This window comes from Micromonospora sp. bgisy143, assembly GCF_057708145.1.
Genome location: NZ_JBYIRN010000004.1, coordinates 208,922 through 227,317, shown reverse-complemented (window position 1 = coordinate 227,317; position 18,396 = coordinate 208,922). Strand labels below are relative to the sequence as shown.

Annotated in this window: 17 protein-coding genes and 1 tRNA gene; 11 read left to right on the top strand and 7 right to left on the bottom strand. The window is 72.0% G+C overall.

All coding sequences use genetic code 11. The features are described from left to right. The first annotated feature begins 63 nt into the window (after positions 1-63). Positions 64-537: a hypothetical protein gene (locus tag AC3EN4_RS09035; protein ID WP_435205456.1), complete on the top strand. Its 474-nt coding sequence runs from the start codon at positions 64-66 to the stop codon at positions 535-537. A 70-nt stretch (positions 538-607) separates the two neighbouring features. On the opposite strand, the gene AC3EN4_RS09030 is transcribed toward AC3EN4_RS09035, so the two are convergent. Together AC3EN4_RS09030 and AC3EN4_RS09025 are read right to left on the bottom strand one after the other, a co-directional pair. Further along, a tRNA-Pro gene (locus AC3EN4_RS09030) sits at positions 608-684 on the bottom strand. A gap of 158 nt (positions 685-842) precedes the next feature. Then, complete coding sequence (locus AC3EN4_RS09025) at positions 843-1,736, bottom strand: metallophosphoesterase (protein ID WP_435205455.1); 894 nt, start codon at positions 1,734-1,736, stop codon at positions 843-845. 25 nt (positions 1,737-1,761) lie between these two features. Here AC3EN4_RS09025 and AC3EN4_RS09020 point away from each other — a divergent pair, with 25 nt between their 5' ends. Continuing rightward, entirely contained in the window at positions 1,762-2,217 is a 456-nt protein-coding gene (locus tag AC3EN4_RS09020) for a GatB/YqeY domain-containing protein (protein ID WP_435205454.1), read from the top strand. Between the two features lie 88 nt (positions 2,218-2,305). Here AC3EN4_RS09020 and AC3EN4_RS09015 read toward each other — a convergent pair whose 3' ends face one another. Further along, positions 2,306-4,744: a penicillin-binding protein gene (locus AC3EN4_RS09015; protein WP_435205453.1), complete on the bottom strand. Its 2,439-nt coding sequence runs from the start codon at positions 4,742-4,744 to the stop codon at positions 2,306-2,308. A 403-nt stretch (positions 4,745-5,147) separates the two neighbouring features. Between AC3EN4_RS09015 and AC3EN4_RS09010 the strand changes: the two genes are divergently transcribed. Next, positions 5,148-5,468 carry a WhiB family transcriptional regulator gene (locus tag AC3EN4_RS09010; RefSeq protein ID WP_130405437.1) on the top strand — a complete coding sequence of 107 codons (321 nt, stop codon included), beginning with the start codon at positions 5,148-5,150 and terminating at the stop codon, positions 5,466-5,468. Between the two features lie 6 nt (positions 5,469-5,474). Here AC3EN4_RS09010 and bagB read toward each other — a convergent pair whose 3' ends face one another. Genes bagB through AC3EN4_RS08995 form a run of 3 tightly spaced genes read right to left on the bottom strand, consistent with a single transcriptional unit; the run spans position 5,475 to position 8,233 of the window. Then, entirely contained in the window at positions 5,475-6,626 is a 1,152-nt protein-coding gene (gene bagB, locus AC3EN4_RS09005; protein ID WP_435205451.1) for an ArsA family ATPase, read from the bottom strand. Positions 6,627-6,680: 54 nt separating this feature from the next. Further along, the gene (bagA, locus tag AC3EN4_RS09000; RefSeq protein ID WP_435205450.1) at positions 6,681-7,658 is read right to left on the bottom strand and encodes an ATPase BagA; all 978 of its coding nucleotides are present in this window, start codon (positions 7,656-7,658) and stop codon (positions 6,681-6,683) included. Between the two features lie 26 nt (positions 7,659-7,684). After that, positions 7,685-8,233: an Rv0361 family membrane protein gene (locus tag AC3EN4_RS08995; RefSeq protein ID WP_435205516.1), complete on the bottom strand. Its 549-nt coding sequence runs from the start codon at positions 8,231-8,233 to the stop codon at positions 7,685-7,687. A 794-nt stretch (positions 8,234-9,027) separates the two neighbouring features. Between AC3EN4_RS08995 and AC3EN4_RS08990 the strand changes: the two genes are divergently transcribed. The 7 genes from AC3EN4_RS08990 to AC3EN4_RS08960 all read left to right on the top strand — a co-directional run bounded on the left by AC3EN4_RS08990 (position 9,028) and on the right by AC3EN4_RS08960 (position 16,940). Beyond that, positions 9,028-9,513, top strand: coding sequence for a hypothetical protein (locus tag AC3EN4_RS08990; protein ID WP_435205449.1), 486 nt, complete (start codon positions 9,028-9,030; stop codon positions 9,511-9,513). Positions 9,514-9,557: 44 nt separating this feature from the next. Then, on the top strand, positions 9,558-9,713 hold the full coding sequence (sp36, locus tag AC3EN4_RS08985) for a Sp36 family protein (protein WP_007466198.1): 156 nt from the start codon (positions 9,558-9,560) through the stop codon (positions 9,711-9,713). A gap of 55 nt (positions 9,714-9,768) precedes the next feature. After that, positions 9,769-10,230 carry a RidA family protein gene (locus AC3EN4_RS08980; protein WP_422737321.1) on the top strand — a complete coding sequence of 154 codons (462 nt, stop codon included), beginning with the start codon at positions 9,769-9,771 and terminating at the stop codon, positions 10,228-10,230. Positions 10,231-10,353: 123 nt separating this feature from the next. Further along, positions 10,354-11,181 (top strand): MBL fold metallo-hydrolase, encoded by an 828-nt coding sequence (locus tag AC3EN4_RS08975; RefSeq protein ID WP_435205448.1) that lies wholly within the window; start codon positions 10,354-10,356, stop codon positions 11,179-11,181. Beyond that, entirely contained in the window at positions 11,178-14,780 is a 3,603-nt protein-coding gene (locus AC3EN4_RS08970; RefSeq protein WP_435205446.1) for an adenylate/guanylate cyclase domain-containing protein, read from the top strand. Before AC3EN4_RS08975 ends, AC3EN4_RS08970 begins: the two co-directional genes overlap by 4 nt. Positions 14,781-14,936: 156 nt before the next feature. After that, a complete protein-coding gene (locus AC3EN4_RS08965) occupies positions 14,937-15,392 on the top strand; it encodes a hypothetical protein (RefSeq protein WP_435205445.1) in 456 nt (151 codons plus the stop codon). A gap of 30 nt (positions 15,393-15,422) precedes the next feature. Continuing rightward, positions 15,423-16,940, top strand: a complete 1,518-nt coding sequence (locus AC3EN4_RS08960) for a serine/threonine-protein kinase (protein ID WP_435205444.1) — start codon at positions 15,423-15,425, stop codon at positions 16,938-16,940. On the opposite strand, the gene AC3EN4_RS08955 is transcribed toward AC3EN4_RS08960, so the two are convergent. Then, the gene (locus AC3EN4_RS08955) at positions 16,927-17,268 is read right to left on the bottom strand and encodes a hypothetical protein (RefSeq protein WP_435205443.1); all 342 of its coding nucleotides are present in this window, start codon (positions 17,266-17,268) and stop codon (positions 16,927-16,929) included. The genes AC3EN4_RS08960 and AC3EN4_RS08955 overlap by 14 nt on opposite strands. A gap of 169 nt (positions 17,269-17,437) precedes the next feature. On the opposite strand from AC3EN4_RS08955, the gene AC3EN4_RS08950 reads away from it, so the two are divergent. Next, positions 17,438-18,379, top strand: a complete 942-nt coding sequence (locus AC3EN4_RS08950; protein WP_435205442.1) for a transporter substrate-binding domain-containing protein — start codon at positions 17,438-17,440, stop codon at positions 18,377-18,379. Positions 18,380-18,396 lie beyond the last annotated feature (17 nt).

Genomic DNA, 18,396 nt, shown 5'->3' with positions numbered 1-18,396 from the left:
GGGCTCGCGGTGACCAACGCCACGGCGACGGCCGGTGTCGGCCCGGTCTGCGATGCTGGCCCGATGACCAGCACCTGGCGACATCTGCCCGCGCCCGCCCGCGCCATCGCGGTGACCGCCACCGCAGCCGTCGCCGCCGCCCGGGAACGCGACGCGCAGGCGTACGACGAGGCGGTGGACGACCTGGCGGCCGACGAGCGGTCCGGTCTGGTGCTCGGGACAGTGGTCCGACTTCTGCTGGAGGAGAGCCACCCGGACGGGTTGGACGGCGACGACGTCCGCCAGGTGTTGACCCGCTGCGTGCAGGGCGCGACACGCTGGCGTCCGGAGGTCGACCCGCACGTGGTGCTCGTCCTGCTGGCCGGCGCACTGGGGGTGTACGACCCCGAGGGTGACGACGCGCCGCCGGACGCCTCCGCCCTGGCGGCGCACGCCCCGCTGCTGGTGGCCGACCTGCTGGCGGTGACGGGTGCGCCGCTGGACGGTTACCTGGCCGCCGCATTCGCCGAGATCGAACGCACCGAACGGCACGACTGACGGGCGGGCCGGCCTGGGCAGGTAACGCGAAGAGGGCACATCCGATCGATCGGATGTGCCCTCTTACCTCTGGTCGGGGTGGCCGGATTCGAACCGACGACCTCTTCGTCCCGAACGAAGCGCGCTACCAAGCTGCGCCACACCCCGAGGCGTGCCGACAAATAGTAGCCCACCCGCCCCGATGGTCAAACTCGGTACCCCCGGTGCCCGACCCGTCCCGAGGATGATCGACTCGCCTTCCCTGAAGACGCGGTGTCCGGCCCGGGCGGATGGGCCGGTTTGCAGGAAGTCGAGTCGATCAAGCCTCAGCGCGGGATGAGGGTCAGGATGCTCGCCTCGGGTGGGCAGGCGAAGCGGATCGGGGCGGTCGGGTGGGTGCCGAGGCCGGCGGAGACGTGCAGCCAGGAGTCCGAGCCCGGCCACCGGTGCAGACCGCTCGCCATCGAGCGGGGCAGGCCGCAGTTGGTCACCAGCGCCCCGTACCCGGGGACGCAGACCTGCCCGCCGTGGGTGTGCCCGGCCAGCAGGAGGCCGAAGCCGTCGGCGGCCATCTGGTCGAGCACCCGCGGTTCGGGGGAGTGCGTCACGGCGATGGAAAGGTCGGCGGTGGACGCCACCCGGCCCGACACGGACGGGTAGTCGTCCCGGTCGATGTGGGGGTCGTCGACACCGACGAGGTTCAACTCCCGCCCGCCGGCCTTGAGGCTCGTCCGGGCGTTGTTCAGGTCTGCCCAGCCGGCGCCGGTGAAGACCTGGCGCAGCTCCTCGTAGGGCAGCTCGACGCCCTCGGTGTACTCCCGGTCGGGCAGGAAGTAGCTGAACGGGTTCTTCAGCACCGGACCGGTGTAGTCGTTGGAGCCGAACACGAACGCGCCCGGATAGTCCAGCAGCGGTTGCAGCGCCCGCAGCACGCCCGGCACCGCCTCGGGGTGCGCCATGTTGTCGCCGGTCACCACCACCAGGTCGGGGTCCAGCGCGGCGAGCGACGCCACCCAGCGCTGTTTGCGGGCCTGGTTGGGCATCATGTGCAGATCCGACAGGTGCAGCACGCGCAGCGGCTCCGCGTCGGCCGGCAGCACCGGCACGTCGTACCGCCGCAGGGTGAACAGGTTGCGCTCGACGAGCGACGCGTAGGCGAGGGTGGTCGCTCCGACCGCTGCGGTTCCGGCGGCGAGGCGGAATAGTGTGCGCTTTCGCATGTCGTTCAGGGTAGTTTGACCGTCCATGAGCACGCTGAAGGACCGCCTCACCGCCGACATGCGTTCCGCGCTCAAGGCGCGCGACGAGCTGACGACCTCCACGCTGCGGATGGCCCTGGCCGCCGTCGGCAACGCCGAGGTGGCCGGCAAGGCCAAGCGCGAGCTCACCGACGACGAGGTGCTCGCGGTGTTGACCATGGAGGCCAAGAAGCGCCGGGAGGCGGCCACCGCCTTCGCCGACGCGGGCCGCGCCGAGCAGGCCGCGAAGGAGACCGCCGAGGGCGAGGTGCTGGACCGCTACCTGCCCAAGCAGCTCTCGGATGCCGAGCTGACCGAGATGGTCTCGGGGGCGCTCGCCGCGGGCGGCTTCACCGGCAAGGCCCAGATGGGCCCGGCCATGAGGGCGGCCCAGGCCGCGGTGGCCGGCCAGGCCGAGGGCGGTCGGGTGGCTGCCGAGGTACGGCGACAGCTCGGCCTCTGATCCACCCACGCGGCTCCGGTTCGACTCAACGAGTACGGGCGGGCACCCCCGGAGAGGGTGCCCGCCCGTTCGCGTGTGTCGCCGGGGCTCAGCCGCCGGGACGGTTACCGGGTCGGCCGGGCGGGTTGCCGGGCTGCCCCGGCTTGTTGCTGTCCGGCGGAGTGCCGCCGGCGCCGGTGCTGACCTGGATGGTGACCACGCCGCCCTTGATGGTGCGCCCGTCCGGGCTGGTGCCGGCGGCGGTGCCCGCCGGGCAGCTCGACGCCACCTTCGCGTCGGAGACGACGGGCTCGAAGCCGGCGCCCTTGATCCGGGACTTCGCGGTGTCCAGCGGCTGGCACTTCACGTCGGGAATGCTGCGCTGGTCACCCTCGGAGATCTTCTGGCCCGGGGGTTCGAAGTTGATGCGCGGCTTGCCCTTCATGGCGTCCCGCAGCGTCTCGTACACCGGCGGGTTGATGCCGTCCTTCTCGGCGTGCTTCATCTTGACGTTCGTCTGCGGCCAGTCCGGGTCGGCCATGATGCCGGCCACCGCGTACTGCTTGGTCATCGCGACCAGCGCGGCGGTCTTCTCGGAGTCGGTGGTACCGGACTTGCCGGCCACCGGCGCGTCGACGATGCCCTTCACCACGGCGGCCGTACGGCTGCTGCCGCACTTGCTGGTCTTGGAGTTGTCGCCGACCGGGCAGCGGGCGGCGTCGACGGCGGCGCGGGCCACGTCGGTGCTGAACCGCTTCTCGCAGCGCGGGTTGGCGATGTCCAGCTTCTTGCCCTCCGGGTCGCGGATCTCCTGCACCGGGATCGGCTCGCAGTACTTGCCGTCCGCCGCGAGAGTCGCGTACGCGTTGGCCAGGTCCAGCGGCGTGGTGGCGGAGACGCCCAGGGTGAAGGCGCCCCACTGGTGGGCGTAGTCCTTGGTGGAGGCGAACTTGGCGTCGTTGCTGGCCCGGAACTGGATGCCGGCCCGCCGGGCGACGTCGACCACGTTCTCCGCGCCGACCTGCTGCTGCAGCGGCACGAAGTAGGTGTTGATCGACTGGGCGAACGCGGTCCACATGTTCTGCACGCCACCGGCCTTCTTGCCGGAGTTGGTCGGGCAGTAGAAGTGGGTGCCGGGGCAGGCCGCGGGGCTGCTGCTGTCGATGATGTACTCCGACTTGAACTGCTGCGGGGCGTTCATCGAGTAGCTGAGCGGGATGCCCTTCTCCAGGGCCGCCACGACCGTAAAGATCTTGAAGGTCGAGCCCGCCTGGTAGCCGGCGATGCCGTCGCCGCCGGTGAGCAGCGGGTTCACCGTCGCCGGGTAGTTGCCCTTGATGCCCCGCTTGCTCTTCGCCGGATCGCTGGAGATCTTGTTCTTCGGGTTCTTCGGGTCGTCCAGCTTGAACTGCCGGTTGACCGCCAGCGCCCGCACCCGGCCGGTGCCCGGCTCGACCACGGCGACCATGGCGGCTTCCTTGCTGTTCTCGCTCTTCGCCTTGCGGACCGCCTTGTCCGCACCCTTCTGCGCCTGGACGTCGATCGACGTGACGACGGTGTAACCGCCGCTCTTGAGCCGCCGCTCACGGTCGTACGACGTCGAGCCGAACGTCTCCTGCTGCATCCACCAGCGGTAGAAGTAGTCGCAGAAGAAGCCCCAGCTGTTGACGTTGGTGGCGACGCAGCCGTTCGGGGTGCGCTTGTCCTGCACCTTCAGCTTGACCGCCTTGGCGGCGTCGGCCTCCTGCTGGGTGATCGCCTTGGTGTCGACCATGTTCTGGATGACGTAGTTGCGACGGTCCAGCGCCAGCGGGTAACCGCTCTTGGTGGTCGGGTCGTTCGTCGTCGGCGCCTTGACCATGCCGGCCAGCAGCGCCGCTTCCTCGATCTTCAGCTTGCTCGGCGGCTTGCCGAAGTAGACCTGGCTCGCGGCGTAGATGCCGTACGCGCCGTTGCCGAACGAGGCGAGGTTGAGGTAGCGGGTCAGGATCTCGTCCTTGGAGAACTCCTTGTCGACCTGCAGGGCCAGCCGCATCTCGCGGAGCTTGCGGGCGCTGGTGTCCTCGGTCGCCGCGACGACGTCGGCCGGGTGGGTGGCCGAGTAGGCGATCGCCAGCCGGACGTACTGCATGGTCAGCGTCGAGGCGCCCTGGCGGCCGGCGCCCTCGTTCTGGTTGTTGACGAACGCGCGGGCGACACCGTTGATGTCGACGCCGTTGTGCTTGTAGAAGTCGTGATCCTCGGCCGCGATGATGGCCTTGATCATGTACGGCGAGATGTCGGCGAGCTTCACGTCGCGGCGGTTCTCGTCGTACATCGTCGCCAGCGGGGTCTTGCCGTCCGACGCCAGCAGGTAGCTGATCTGTGGCGCGCGGGCCACCGTCAGCTCCGTGGGCAGGTTGCCGAATGTCTCGGCGCCGGCCTTCGCCGCCAGTCCGGACATCGCCACCGCGGGGAAGGCCGCCGCAGCGACCACCACGCCGGCCAGCAGGCCACATATGAGCAGCGATGCGGCGTTGGTCAGCACATTGTGGTCACGTTTCCGCATCCAGGTCACCTCGGCATGGTACGCGAGTAGGGAACGAGGGGCGCCTGGGCGTCTTTCCCCATTTCCTGCGCGCGCTGCCCTCGTTGTGCTAAACGCATGACCCCCGGTACGAGGTTGCGTGTGACTGGCGCGAGTCTCCTCCGATCGGTGGAGGCCGCGCAGCGTTTTCGCGGACCTCGGCGGGGTAACCGGCGGTCGAGAGCCCGGGAAGCCGGGAGTGTCCGGAATGATGGATTTCGCCGACAACGTTGCGTAATCGGTCGACTACAGAGCATGATGATGGCGGCGACAGCGCCACATGTCGTCCGCGCCGCCTTGGGGAAGGCGAGCCGGGCGATCGGGGGGAAATTGCCGGCTGCCGTGCAACGAGGTCGGTAGGTACTGCAAGGGGGGACGAGTACACATGGGCATGATCACTGACTGGCCGTCACTGGCGGCATGTCAGAACGGGGACCCGGACGCGTTGTTCGTACAGGGCGCCGAACAGAACGTGGCCAAGCGGATCTGCCGGAGCTGCCCAGTTCGGTACGAGTGCCTGGCCGACGCGCTGGACAACCGGATCGAGTTCGGTGTGTGGGGCGGTATGACCGAACGCGAACGCCGGGCGTTGCTGCGTCGTCACCCCCAGGTGACGAGCTGGCGCAAGATGTTCGAGGCGGCGATGAAGAAGAACAGCAAGGACAAGGCCGGCAAGGACAAGATCCTGGTCACCGCGGCAAACTGACGCCGGTCACGCCCGGCTGATCGCCGCGCCGATCGTCCGTAGCCCGTCGACGTCGTGCACGTCGGCGGGCTGTGCCGTCACCGACACCGCCGGCACCGCCGGGAACGCCTCGGTGAACCGCGCGGCGACCTGCTGCTCGCGTACCGCCTGACGCGCCAGCGCCGCGTGCGCCCGCAGCACGTCGGCGGCGCCCTCGTGCCCACCCAGCTCGGCCAGCCGCTCAGCGGCGGCCTGACTCCGCTCGGCGTCCAACTCCGGAACCACCGGGCGGTGCACCCGGTTGAGTACCAGGCCGGCCAGCGGCATCTTCTCCTCGCGCAGCCGGCCGGCGAAGTAGGCGGCCTCCCGGACCGCGTCCGGCTCGGGCGCCGCGACCAGCACGAAGGCCGTCTCCCGTGCCTGCAGGATGCGGTACGTCTGCTCGGCCCGCTGCCGGAAGCCGCCGAACATCGAGTCGAGCGCGGCGACGAAGCCGGACAGGTCGGTGAGCAGTTGCGCGCCGAGCACCTTCTGCACCACCTTGGAGAACATCCCGAACGACGCCGTGACCAGGCTGAACATGCTCCGCCCACCACTGCGCGCCGGGGCCAGCAGCAGACGCAGCATCCGGCCGTCGAGGAAGCGCGAGAGTCGGGCCGGCGCGTCCAGGAAGTCCAGCGCCGAGCGGGACGGCGGGGTGTCCACCACGATCAGGTCCCACTCGCCCCGGGCGTGCAACTGGCCCAGCTTCTCCATCGCCATGTACTCCTGCGTGCCGGCGAACGTCGAGCTCATGGCCTGGTAGAACGGGTTGGCGAAGATCTCCGCGGCCTTCGCCGGATCGGTGTGCTGGAGCACCACGTCGTCGAAGGTGCGCTTCATGTCCAGCATCATGGCGTGCAGCTCACCGCCGCTGGACTCGACGTCGATCCCCTTGACCTGCCGGGGCGTGTTGTCCAGCTCGGTCAGGCCCAGCGACTGGGCGAGCCGGCGGGCCGGGTCGATGGTGAGCACCACCGTGCGGCGGCCGTGCTGCTCGGCGGCCCGCAGCGCCAGGGCGGCGGCCGTGGTGGTCTTACCCACCCCGCCGGCACCGCAGCACACCACGATCCGTACGCCCGGGTCGGCGAGGATCTGGTCGACGTCCAGCTGCGGCGCCGCGTCTTCGGAAGGCACCAATCGAGCGTATCGGGCCGCGTCGGTCCATGCGCCCGTGCTGAGCTCAGGTGTGAGTCAATCGGCGCGGACGAGGGCCTGGGCCAGGGTTGCGAGGCCCGCCCGATCCACCCCGTCGGGCAGCAACGGCAGCTCGACCATCGGCAGCCCCAACTCCATCAGGTCGGCGCGGAGAGAATCCTCCAGTTCGCGCCGGATGAGCTGGTCCCGTGCCTCGTCGTGCAACCCGGCCACGATGTCCCGGTCGGCCGGCAGTCCCGCGGCGACCAGGCCCCGCCGCAGGTCCGCCGCGGTCACCGCCGGACCGGCCGGCAGCGAGGGCCGGGCACCGTTGACGATCACCTTCCCGATGCCGAAGCCGAGGGCGGTCAGGTCGGCGATGGCGTCCACCGTCTCCTGCACCGGCATCTCCTCCAGCAGGGTGACCACGTGCACGGCGGTCATCGGGGAGCGCAGCAGCGCGGAGACCCCCTCGCTCTGGGTCTTGATCGGGCCGACCTTGGCGAGCCGGGCGGTCTCGGCCGTCACGTTGAGGAAGCGGCCGATCCGACCGGTGGGCGGCGCGTCCAGCACCACCGCGTCGTACGCGCGCCGCTGCCCCGAGGTGCGGGTGGTGGCCTCCTTCACCTTGCCGGTGAGCAGCACGTCCCGCAGGCCCGGGGCGATGGTGGTGGCGAAGTCGATGGCCCCCAGCTTGCGCAGCGCCCGACCCGCCGCCCCCAGCTTGTAGAACATGTCCAGGTACTCGAGCAGCGCCTCCTCGGCATCCACCGCGAGCGCCCGTACCTCGCCGCCGTCCGGCGCGTCGGTGAGGTGTCGCTCCTCGTACGGCAGCGGGTCGAGCCCGAAGAGCTGGGCGATGCCCTGCCGGCCCTCGACCTCCACCAGCAGGGTGCGCCGGCCACCGGCGGCCAGCGCCAGGGCCAGCGCCGCCGCCACGCTGGTCTTGCCGGTGCCGCCCTTGCCGGTCACGACGTGGAGGCGGGCCGACCATCCGCTACCGGCCGGGTCGGACGGCCGCTCAGGTGCACGCACCTGTCGAGCCTATCCAGGGCGACGGGTCACGCGACCTCGCAGACCCACCAACCCGTCTTCTGCACCACGGTGAAGCGCAGGTCCTGGTCGGCCACCTTCTCGTCGGCCGTGGTCATGGTGATCCGGGTGGAGACGGTGGCCCGGTCCCCGGTCTGGTTGTCGACCTTGGGCGTAGTCCACTTGAACCGGGGGTTCTGGTACGAGGCGGCGTACTTCTCCACCTCGGCCACCTTGGCGGCGATCTTCTTGTCGTCGCGCGAGGCGGCGCAGACGTGGTCCGCGGCCTTGCCGGCGTCCCGGTCCTTGTAGACGGCGGTGAGGAACTCGTCGACGGCGACCGCCGGCTCCTTCGCGCCCTCGCCGGACTCGGCGTTGCGCAGGGTCAGGAACGTCACGACGCCGCCGCCCACGCAGAGCACCATGATCACGCCCAGCGCGATGAGCGCGATCAGCAGGCCGCGCTTCTTCTTCGGCTCGGCGGCGCCGGCGTACGGCGGATAGCCGGGCGGGGGCGGCGGGATCGCGCCCGGGGAGACCGGCAACGGCGTGTCGGTCGGGCCTGCGGGCTGCGGCACGCCACCGGGTGGGGCGGGCGTGGTGGGCGTTCCGGGCTGCGCGGGGAACGCTCCGGCCCCGAGCTGACCAGCAGAAACGGGCTGCGCGGAGACGGGCTGCGCGGAGACGGGCTGGCCGGAGACGGGCTGGCTGGGGAGGGTGGGCTGTCCACCGGGGGTGGCTTGACCAGGCCCGGCGGCGCTCTGGTGGGGCAGCGCCGGCTGGCCGGGCAGTGCCGGCTGGCCAGGCTGGGTCGAAGGGCCGGGCTGGGTCGACGGCCCGGGCTGGGTGGGGATGACCGGCTGGCCCGGTGCGGACGACGGGCCGGAATCCCCGGCGGAGGACGCCGGGTCGGACGGTGCGGGGTTTGCCGCGACCTCGGGCTGGCCGGAGGGGTCCGGCTGGGCCGGCGGAAGAGCGCGCGGGCCGGCCTGGTCGCCGCTGGGCGGTTGGGTCATCTCGTTCCCCCGGGGGTGCGGCGCCCGGCCGCCACCCCGGGCGCCGAGCGAGATCGAGCGGGCGGCCGGGCGCTGCGCGACCGTCCGACCGAGAGGGTAGCGGCCGGCCGGCGGTTCGGTGTCGCCCCTACCGCGCCGTACGTCACCTCTCGACCCGGAGAAGCGCATGGTGACATCTGAGGCAGTCGGGATTCCTGCCGCCGGTCTGTCACATATGTGACTCTGGGTGACTGATCGTGCGCGCCCTGTTGGCGAGACCGCCTCCGCGGGCCTACCTTCGTCCCGGTGCGGGGGCCGGAACGGTTGAGTGAACCGGACCGGAAGCGTGATCCGAGAGGTACGACCGGAGGCAGTTCATGCGCGATGCGGACAACATCCCTCGCACCCAGTTTCCGACGAACGACCGGCAACGGCGGCTCGGGTCCGTGGGTGAGGTGGCCGGCGGGCTGGGCGGCAACCTGCCCATCAACGAGCGGTCGTACCGTCGGGTTCCGGAGCCGCCGGAGAGCGTCCGGGCGTCGCACCGGTCGGTCGAGCGGCTGCGGGACGACGACGAGCCGGGTTTCGTCATCCACCTGCCGATTCGGGTACCCGACCTGGCGTCGGCGACCGCGCTGGCCGGGCGGGTCGCGGTGTCGTTGGGCTTCCTGCCGGAGCTGGACGCGGGCGAGACGACCGTGTCGAACGCGGACGACCAGAACAACCGGCACCGGGTCTTCTGCGACCTGTTGCTGCCCGACCGCTCGCGCTGCCCCCAGGGGTACGGCCACGAGGGGCCCTGCGGCGAGGTGCCGGCCACGCCGGAGCAACGTCCCGCGCCTCGCCCGGCCAGCGGACCGTAGGCTGTGCCTCGACGAAATCCGCACCACGAGGGAGCCCTCCAGCGATGCAGAAGTGGGAATATTCCACGGTCCCTCTGCTGGTCCACGCGACCAAGCAGATCCTCGACAACTGGGGTGAGGACGGGTGGGAACTCGTCGCCGTGGTCCCCGGCCCGAACCCGGACCAGCTCGTGGCGTACCTGAAGCGGCCCAAGGCGTGAGCGCCGGGACGTCGGCCCGGCGAGGCTCCGCGATCGCGAACAACGAGGTGACCCGATGAGCAACGGTCCCCACGCGAAGCTCGCCGAGCTGGGCCTCGAACTGCCCGACGTGGTGCCGCCGGTGGCCAGCTATGTGCCGGCGGTGCAGTCCGGGCAGCACGTGTACGTCTCCGGCCAGTTGCCCATCGCCGAGGGCAAGCTCCTGGCGACCGGCAAGGTCGGCGCCGGGATCTCCGCCGAGCAGGCCAAGGATCTCGCCGAGCGGTGCGCGCTCAACGCGCTGGCGGCGGTCGACTCGCTGGTCGGGCTGGAGAACGTGGTCAAGGTGGTCAAGGTGACCGGCTTCGTGGCTTCGGCCCCCGGGTTCATCGGCCAGCCCGCCGTGATCAACGGTGCCTCCGACCTGTTCGGCACCGTCTTCGGCGAGGCGGGTCGCCACGCGAGAAGCGCGGTAGGCGTGGCGGAGTTGCCCCTGGACGCCCCGGTGGAGATCGAATTAATCGTCGAGGTCGCCTGACCCCCGCTCTGACCCCCGCGATCTTGCACTTTCTGTGGTGACGAATGCCGTGAACAGGTATGAAGCAACAGCAGGAAGTGCAAGATCGCGGGGAGTGGCGGGCGGGGTCGTACGATCGCAGCCATGAGCGGGCACGTGACGGGGGCCGTGGCGGCACTTGCCGACGAACTGCCGAGCTGGGTTTCGTTGCTGCGCGCGCCCAACCCGGGGCCGATGACCCTCGACGGGACCAACACCTGGGTGCTGCGTGCACCAGGGGCCGGGTACGCCGTCGTGGTCGACCCGGGGCCGGCCGACGAGGGGCACCTGAACCGGATCGCCGAGCACGGCCCGATCGGCCTGATCCTCATCACCCACGGCCACCCCGACCACACCGAGGGAGCAGCCCGGCTGCGTGAGCTGGTCGGTGCGCCGGTCCTCGCCGCCGACCCGGCGCACACCATCGGCGGTACGCCACTGAGCGCCGACACCGCGCTCGACGAGACCCTCGGCATCCGGCTGCTGCACACCCCCGGCCACACCGCCGACTCGGTCTGCTTCCTCGTCGAGTACGGCGACGAGCGGGTGGTGCTCACCGGCGACACCATCCTGGGCCGGGGCACCACCGTGGTCGCCCACCCGGACGGGCACCTCGGCGACTATCTGAACAGCCTCGAGCTGCTCTCCGCGTACACCGGGATCGCGGCGCTGCCGGGCCACGGCCCGGCGCTGGCCGACTGCGCCGCCGCCGCCGAGTTCTACCTCGCCCACCGGCGGGCCCGGCTCGACCAGGTCCGGTCGGCGGTCGACGCGGGCGCCCGGACGCCCGCCGACGTGGTCGCGGCGGTCTACGCGGACGTGGACCGCTCGCTCTGGTGGGCGGCGGAATGGTCGGTCCGTGCCCAGTTGGAGTATCTGGGCGTCGACACCGGGGAATCTGCGCCGGGGGTCAGTGGGTTGGAGCACATGTGACCTGCCCGGTGTGCGGAACCGTCGCCGTCCCCGGCGCACGGTTCTGCCACAACTGCGGTGCCGCGCTCCCGGCGGCCGCCACGTTGCCGGCGGCCGAGCGCCGGGTCGTCACCGTTCTCTTCGGTGACCTCTCCGAATTCACCTCCTGGTCGGAGGACCTCGACCCGGAACGCGTCGGCGCGGTCACCGACCGGGTGCTCGCCGCCCTGGCCGGTGCCGTCAAGACCTTCGGCGGGCACGTCGACAAGCTGACCGGCGACGGGATCATGGCGGTCTTCGGCGCTCCGGTGGCGCACGAGGACGACGCCGAGCGGGCCGTGCGGGCCGCCCTGTCGATGCAGCGGGCGGTGCGTCGGGTGCTCGACGACGAGCGGGGCGGTGGCGCGCCGCTGGGCCTGCGTGTCGGGCTGAACACCGGCGACGTCATCGCGGGCATCCAGGCCGCCATCGAGTACACGGTCATCGGTGACACGGTGAACACCGCCGCCCGGCTGGCCGACGCCGCCGCCGTCGGCGCGGTCTACGCGGGCGCGCGTACCGCCGCCGCCACCCGGCACGTCGCCTCCTGGCGGGCGCTACGTCCGCTGCGACTCAAGGGCAAGCGGGAGCCGGTCGAGGCGTACGAGCTGCTGGGCCTCCTGGACGCGCCGGGCACCCGCTCGGGTCTCGGTGACGAGGCGCCCTACGTGGGCCGGGAGACCGAGATCGGGCGGGTCGCCGGACGGCTCGCCGAGGTGATCGACCAGGGCGACCCGCGGGTGCTGCTGATGACCGCCGAGGCGGGCATCGGCAAGTCCCGGTTCGCCGCCGAGGTCGAACGCCTCGCGGCCGGGTACGACGTGGGTGCCGGCCGGTACGCGGCGCACACCGGCGCGCGGGTGCTCTCGGTGCGCTGCGCCGCCTTCGGTGAGCGGCGTCGGCTCGCGCCCCTGGCCGACCTGGTCCGTGCCGCCGTCGGTCTCCCCACCGACGCGGCCACCGCGCTGACCCGGCCCGCCGTCGAGGAGCGGCTACGCCGACTCGCCCAGCGGCTGGCCCGCTCTGGCGAGACGGCCCCGATCGCCAACGACCAACTGCTCGCCCTGCTCGGCTACGCCGAACTGCCCGCGCACGGCGGCACCGACAACGGCGAGTGGGGCGGCGCGGGGTCGGCGGCCGCCGACGCCGAGGCGGTGCCGAGCGCCGTGGCCGACCTGCTCAGCGGGCTCGCCTCGGAGGCGCCGCTGGTGATCGTGGTGGACGACCTGCACGACGCGACGGCCGAGACCATCAGCGCGCTCGGGTCGACCCTGTCCCGGCTCACCGGCCCGGTGCTCGTCCTGCTGCTCGGCCGCCCCGAGCTGGTCCGTACCGCCGGTGCGTTGACCCGCGTCGCGGACGCCGAGGTGCACGCCCTGCCGCCGCTGCGCGGCGCGGACGCCGCCCGTCTGCTCACCAGCTATCTCGGTGGCGGGAAGTTGCCGCCGGCCGATGCCGACCGACTGCTCGCCACCGCCCAGGGCAACCCGTTCTACCTGGCCGAGCTGGTCACCCTGCTGATCGAGCGCGGCGCGTTGACCACTGCCGCCGGCACGCGGGACCAGGACGGGTCCGGTTGGCGGCTGGTGCCCGGCTCGCTGGGCAGCCGGCTGCTCTCCCGGGACCTCGCGGCCGTGCTCGCCGCCCGGATCGACGCGCTGCCCCCGGACGCCCGGTCCGTGCTGCGCGACGCCGCCGTGGTCGGTGACACCGTGCCGACCGGCGCGCTGGAAGCGCTGCGCGAGCAGCGGGCCGGCCGGGACGGGCGACCGTCCGCGGTGGTCGCCGTCGAGTTCGACCGGGCCGTCGAGGAGTTGCTGCAACGCCGCATGCTGCACCGCACCCGCGCCGGCTACGCGTTCGCCACCCCGCTGATGCGGGAGGCCGCGTACGCCGGGGTGAGCAAGGCGGAGTTGGCCGAGCGGCACGCCGCGCTGGCCCGCTGGGCCGCGCCGGCCGAGGGTGTCACGACGGGCGGTTTCACCGAGGAGGACCGCGACGACTTCGTCGCCGCCCACGTGCAGCGGGCCGCCGCCCTCGCCGACGCGGTGAAACTACGACCGGACGCGCCGGCCCGCACCGTGGTCCCGCTCGGGATCGCCGCGCTCGGCCGGGCCGCCCGCCGGTCGCTGTCCGCCGGGGAGCCCGCCCTCGCCGTCGAGTACGCCGAACGCGCCAGCGAACTGGCCCGCGACGGGGTACCGGCGAGCGACCGGGTGGTGCACGCCCGCGCGCTGTTGCAGATCGGTCGGGTGGGGGACGCGCTGGCCTTCGCCGAGAAGATCGCCGCGAACGCGGGGGACGACGCCACCCGGGCCAGCGCACTGCTGCTCGCCGGGCAGGCCCAGCAGACCCTCGGCGACCAGGGTCGGGCGGAGGCCGCCTGGCAGGAGGCGTTGCAGGTGGCCACCGCCGAAGGGTTGCCCACGCTGCGCGCGTCCGCGATGCGCCGGCTCGGCATGGCTGACTTCGTGGCCGGTCGGCTGGGCCAGGCGAGCAGCCGGTTGGCCGCCGCGTACCAGGTCAGCCTCGCCGCGCAGGACCGGCGCGGGCAGGCGTGGTCGCTCCAGAACCTGGCGTGGGTGACCACCACCCGCGGTGACTTCGCCGGCACCGACGCGGTGCTCGGCCGGGCCGCCCGGCTCTTCGCCGAGCTGAAGGACCCGTACGGGCGGGCATGGCTCCGCGGCACCACCGCGTTCGCCCGGCTGCTGGCCGGTCGGCTGCGGGAGGCGTGCCGCCTGGCGCAGGTCTTCCTGCCCTTCGGCGAACGGGTCGGCGAGGCGTGGGCGGTGGGTACGCTGCGCGCGGTCGCGGCGTTCGCCACCGCGGAGTTGGGCGACCTGGCGGAGGCGGACCGGGAGGCCCGCCGTGCGTACCGCGAGTTCGCCGCCGCGTCGGACGACTGGGGGCGCGGGTTCGCGCTGGTGGTCCGGGCCGTCGTGGCACGCGGACTGGGCGAGCCGGAACACGCCGCCGACCTGCTCACCGACGCGCTGGCGTACGCCGAACAGACGTCCCACCCGCTGCTCACCGGCATGGCCGGCACGCTGCGCGGTTCCGTGGCGCTGGACATGGGCGACCACGAGACCGCCGAGCAGGCCGCCCGGGCGGTGCTGACCGCCGTCGAGCCGCACAACCCGCAGGCGCCGGCGCAGGTCGCGCCCCGGGTGCTGCTGGCCACCGCTCGACTGGCGGCCGGTGACCCGGCGACCGCGGTCGGGTTGCTCGCCCCGGTGGCGACGGCCGCCGCCACCGCGCCCTCCCTGCTGTTGTCCCGCCGCCAGACCATGGCCCGGTACGCGTCGGCGCTGCTCGCGCACGGTCAGCGGGAGCAGGCGCTGGACTGGGCCCGACGGGCGGTCGCCGCCCCGGCCGAGGACGTGCGCAGTCAGGTGATCGCGGCGAGCGTGCTCGCCGAGGCGTTGGCGGCCTGCGGCTACCCGGACGAGGCCCGGTCCTGCGCCGACGAGGCCGTCCGCCTGGCGTACGCGACGGAACAACGCAGCGAACGAGCAGCGGCCAAAACCCTCCAAGAGCGCCTGACCCCTGCGGGGTCCCACCCCGCTCCTGCTCGTTGATCATAAAGTTATTGCGTCGACACGCCGATAGCGGTGGCAATAACTTCATGATCGACGCAGTGGGGGGATGTGGTTGTCCCGGGGAGCGGCGTAGCGTGTCACCACCGCGCGGTGGTCCACAGTGGTGACCGTCGCCGTGCCTGGGGGAGGCTCACCATGAAGCTGCCGCGTTCCGTCGCCGGCTGGACCATCGCGGTCTTCGGCGTCCTGGCGCTCGTGATGGGCGCCGTCGGCATCCTCTGGCCGGAGGCGCAGTTGCGCATGCTCGGCTTCGAGGTGCCGACGACGCGTTCACCCGGCGACTACACCGGCACCTTCCTGCTGGCGTCCTCGATGGCGGCGTTCAACATGGGCGTCTACTACCTGCTCGCGACGGTCACCGAGTGGCGGGCGTTCTACCGGTTCACGGTGGTGTTCCGGTTGGTCACCTTCACCGTGTTCACCATCGCCGTGCTGGCCGACATCGCTCCCGAGCGGTTCTTCGGCGTGGCCGCGTGGGAAGGGCTCGGCGCGGTGGCCACCGCGATCGGCCTGCGGGTGGACGCCCGCCGGGGCGCGCCGGCCGTCCCCGCCGCCCCCGCGCCAACCGCTTCGGCGGACGCGGCGCGCTGAGCCACCGGCAGGGTTGGGTATTTTCAAGCGGTGACCGACACCCCGAGCGGCGGCCTGCCGGTGCCGATCGTGCCCGGTCTGACTGATTTGCGGGTCTTTGCCCGGGGCGGTTACGCCACCGTCTACCAGGCCACCCAGATCTCGGTCGGCCGCGAGGTCGCCGTCAAGGTGGAGAACCGCACCCTGGACAGCGAACGCGACCAGGCCCGTTTCCTGCGCGAGGCGCGGGCGGCCGGGCGGATGTCGTCCCACCCGCACGTCGTGGACCTCTTCGACGTCGGCGTCACCGTCGACCAGCACCCGTACCTGATCATGGAGCTCTGCGACGGGTCGTATGCCGAGCGGATGCGCAACTCGCCGCTCGACCCGGTGGAGGCCCGCGACCTCGGCCTCAAGATCGCGGATGCGTTGGCCCACTCGCACGGCGCCGGGGTGCTGCACCGGGACGTGAAGCCCGCGAACATCCTCTACTCGCACTTCAACTCGGCGGTGCTGGCCGACTTCGGGCTCGCCGTGCTGGCCGAGGCCCGGGACGCCTCGGTCACCCTGGAAGTGCTCACCCCGGCGTACGCGCCACCGGAGATGTTCAGCCACAGCCCGCCGTCGCCGGCCGTCGACGTGTACGCGCTCTGCGCCACCCTCTACGCGGTGATGCACGGCCGTCCGCCGCGGTGGCAGTCCGAGCGCAACCCCAGCCTGGTGACCGTGCTGGAGATGTTCAACCAGCCGATTCCCGCCCTGCCGGGGGTGCCGGACGAGCTGGTCGACGTGCTGCGGCTCGGCATGGCGAACGATCCGGGTGAGCGGCCCTCCGCTCTCGAACTGCACGAACTGCTCGCCAACCTGCCGTTCGGCGCGCCGACCGCCCCGGTGAGTGGCGCACCGATCGGCGGCGGCACCCCGATCGGCGGCGGTTCGACCCGCTCCGGCCTGTACGGCACCGGCCAGCCCAGCCCTCGTTCCTCGGTCGAGGACACCCGTCCCGGGGTGCCCGGCGGCCGGCGCTGGCGGCGGCGCTGGTTCCTCGGCGGTGCCGGCGTGCTGGCGCTCGCCGCCTCGGCCACCACCGGCGCATGGGTGGCCAGCAGCGACGGGCCACCCGGCCCGTCCCCCTCGGTGACCCGGGTCGCGGCGCCGGCGACCGGGCCACTGCCCGGCTGTGCCACGGGCGCCGGAGCGCCGAGCGCACTGCCCGGCGGCGCCCGTTGCCTGCCCGAGTTGGAGTGCTTCGGTCCGGTGCGCATCCGTGGTCAACGCGCGGAGGCGGCGCGGGTCCCCTGCGACGGCCGGCACACCTGGGAGACGTACGCCGAGGGCATCCTGCCGGTGCCGCTGGTGGGCGCGGACTACGACGAGGTGATCGCCGCCGAGCAGGTACGGCAGGTGTGCAGCGACGACACGTTCCGGCTGACCACCGAGATCACCGAGCCGACCGGCTGGCACCTGGCGGTGCTGCCGCCCGTCGACGGCAACGTCGACCGGGTCTACCGGTGCCTTGCGGGACGGGGCGTCGACGCGCTCACCGCCCCCACTCTCACCGGTCGTTGAACCCGCCGCGCGCCCCACGCCGGTCACGCACCGCACGCAACGCGTCCCGACTGTCCAGCGCGTCGAGGGTGTCCGCGTCGATGCCGTACGGCATCAACTCCGGCGGGCCGGTCAGGTGCGGCTGCTCCGCCGGCTCCGGTTCGTCACGCTGACGGGCGGCCGACACGGCGACCGCGGTGACCATGACCAGCAGCACGCACAACAGCGCGAGAACCACGCCGACGAGGTCCTGCCGGCGCAGGACGACCAGCAGGATCAGCAGCGCGAGGGCTCCCGGCGCCGCGACCGCCGCCACCATCCGCGCATCGATCCTGGACAGTCGAGTCACCCTTCCAGCATGTCGTCGCCCGGCTCGCTGTCAACCGCAGAGGCGATCCGCCACGCCGATCGGCGTTGATCGAACGGTTGGATCGACCTGACCGAACGGCATGCGTACGCAGTGGACCGCTGTCGCTACTCTCGGTGTTCCGCAGGCTGCTCCGTCAGCGAGGTCGCCCATGAACGCACGCATTTCGCAGTCCCGGCTCCGCTCGGTCGCGACGACTCTGGCGGTCGCCCTGACCCTCACCCTGGCCGCTGCCGCCGGATGCGACAGCCGCAAGGAGCCCGACCTGCCGTCGGTGCAGGAGAAGATGCGCGAGTCGCACATCTACGGCCAGTCCAAGCTGCGCATCGGCGTCGCCACCAACGAGCCGCTGATGGGCGACCTCCGCAACGGCCAGCACATCGGCTTCGACGTCGAGATCGGCCGGTACATCGCCGCCTCCCTCGGCTACGAGGGCGAGCAGCAGCTGGAGTTCGTCTCGGTGGCCACCGAGGACCGGATCCCGTACCTCCAGGGCGGCACGGTCGATCTGGTGGTGTCCAGCTTCTCGATGACGGAGGAGCGCAAGAAGCTGGTCAGCTTCGCCGGACCGTACTTCGTCACCACCCAGGAGCTGCTGGTACCGGTCCGGCTGCGGGATGAGATCCGCACCATCGAGGACCTGCGGAACCCCAAGTACAAGATCTGCACCAGCGGTGGCTCCACCACCGAGATCGAGTTGGAGAAGCGCCAGGTCAAGGCGTTGGTGGTGAAGGACGTCTGGGACTGCGTGAACGGCATCCGCGCCGGCCGGTACGACGCCGTCAGCTCGGACGAGACGATCCTCGCGGGCTTCCTCGCCACGTACCCGAAGGAGTTCGAGATCGTCGACCTGCCCTTCGGCACGAGCGAGCTGTTGGGCATCGGTGTGCCGATCGGCGACCCGGCCCTGCGGGACCTGGTCGCGTTCTTCCTGCAGAAGAGCTACCTACAGGGGCGCAACGGGCAGTCCAGTCCGTGGCAGACCGCGTACAACCGGACCCTGGGCCCGTGGCTGCGGATCGAGAAGAGCCAGCCGCAACCGCTTGAGGTACCGAAGCTCGTCGACTTCGACGACAAGGCCCCCCGGCGGTGAGCGCGACGTGGACCGCG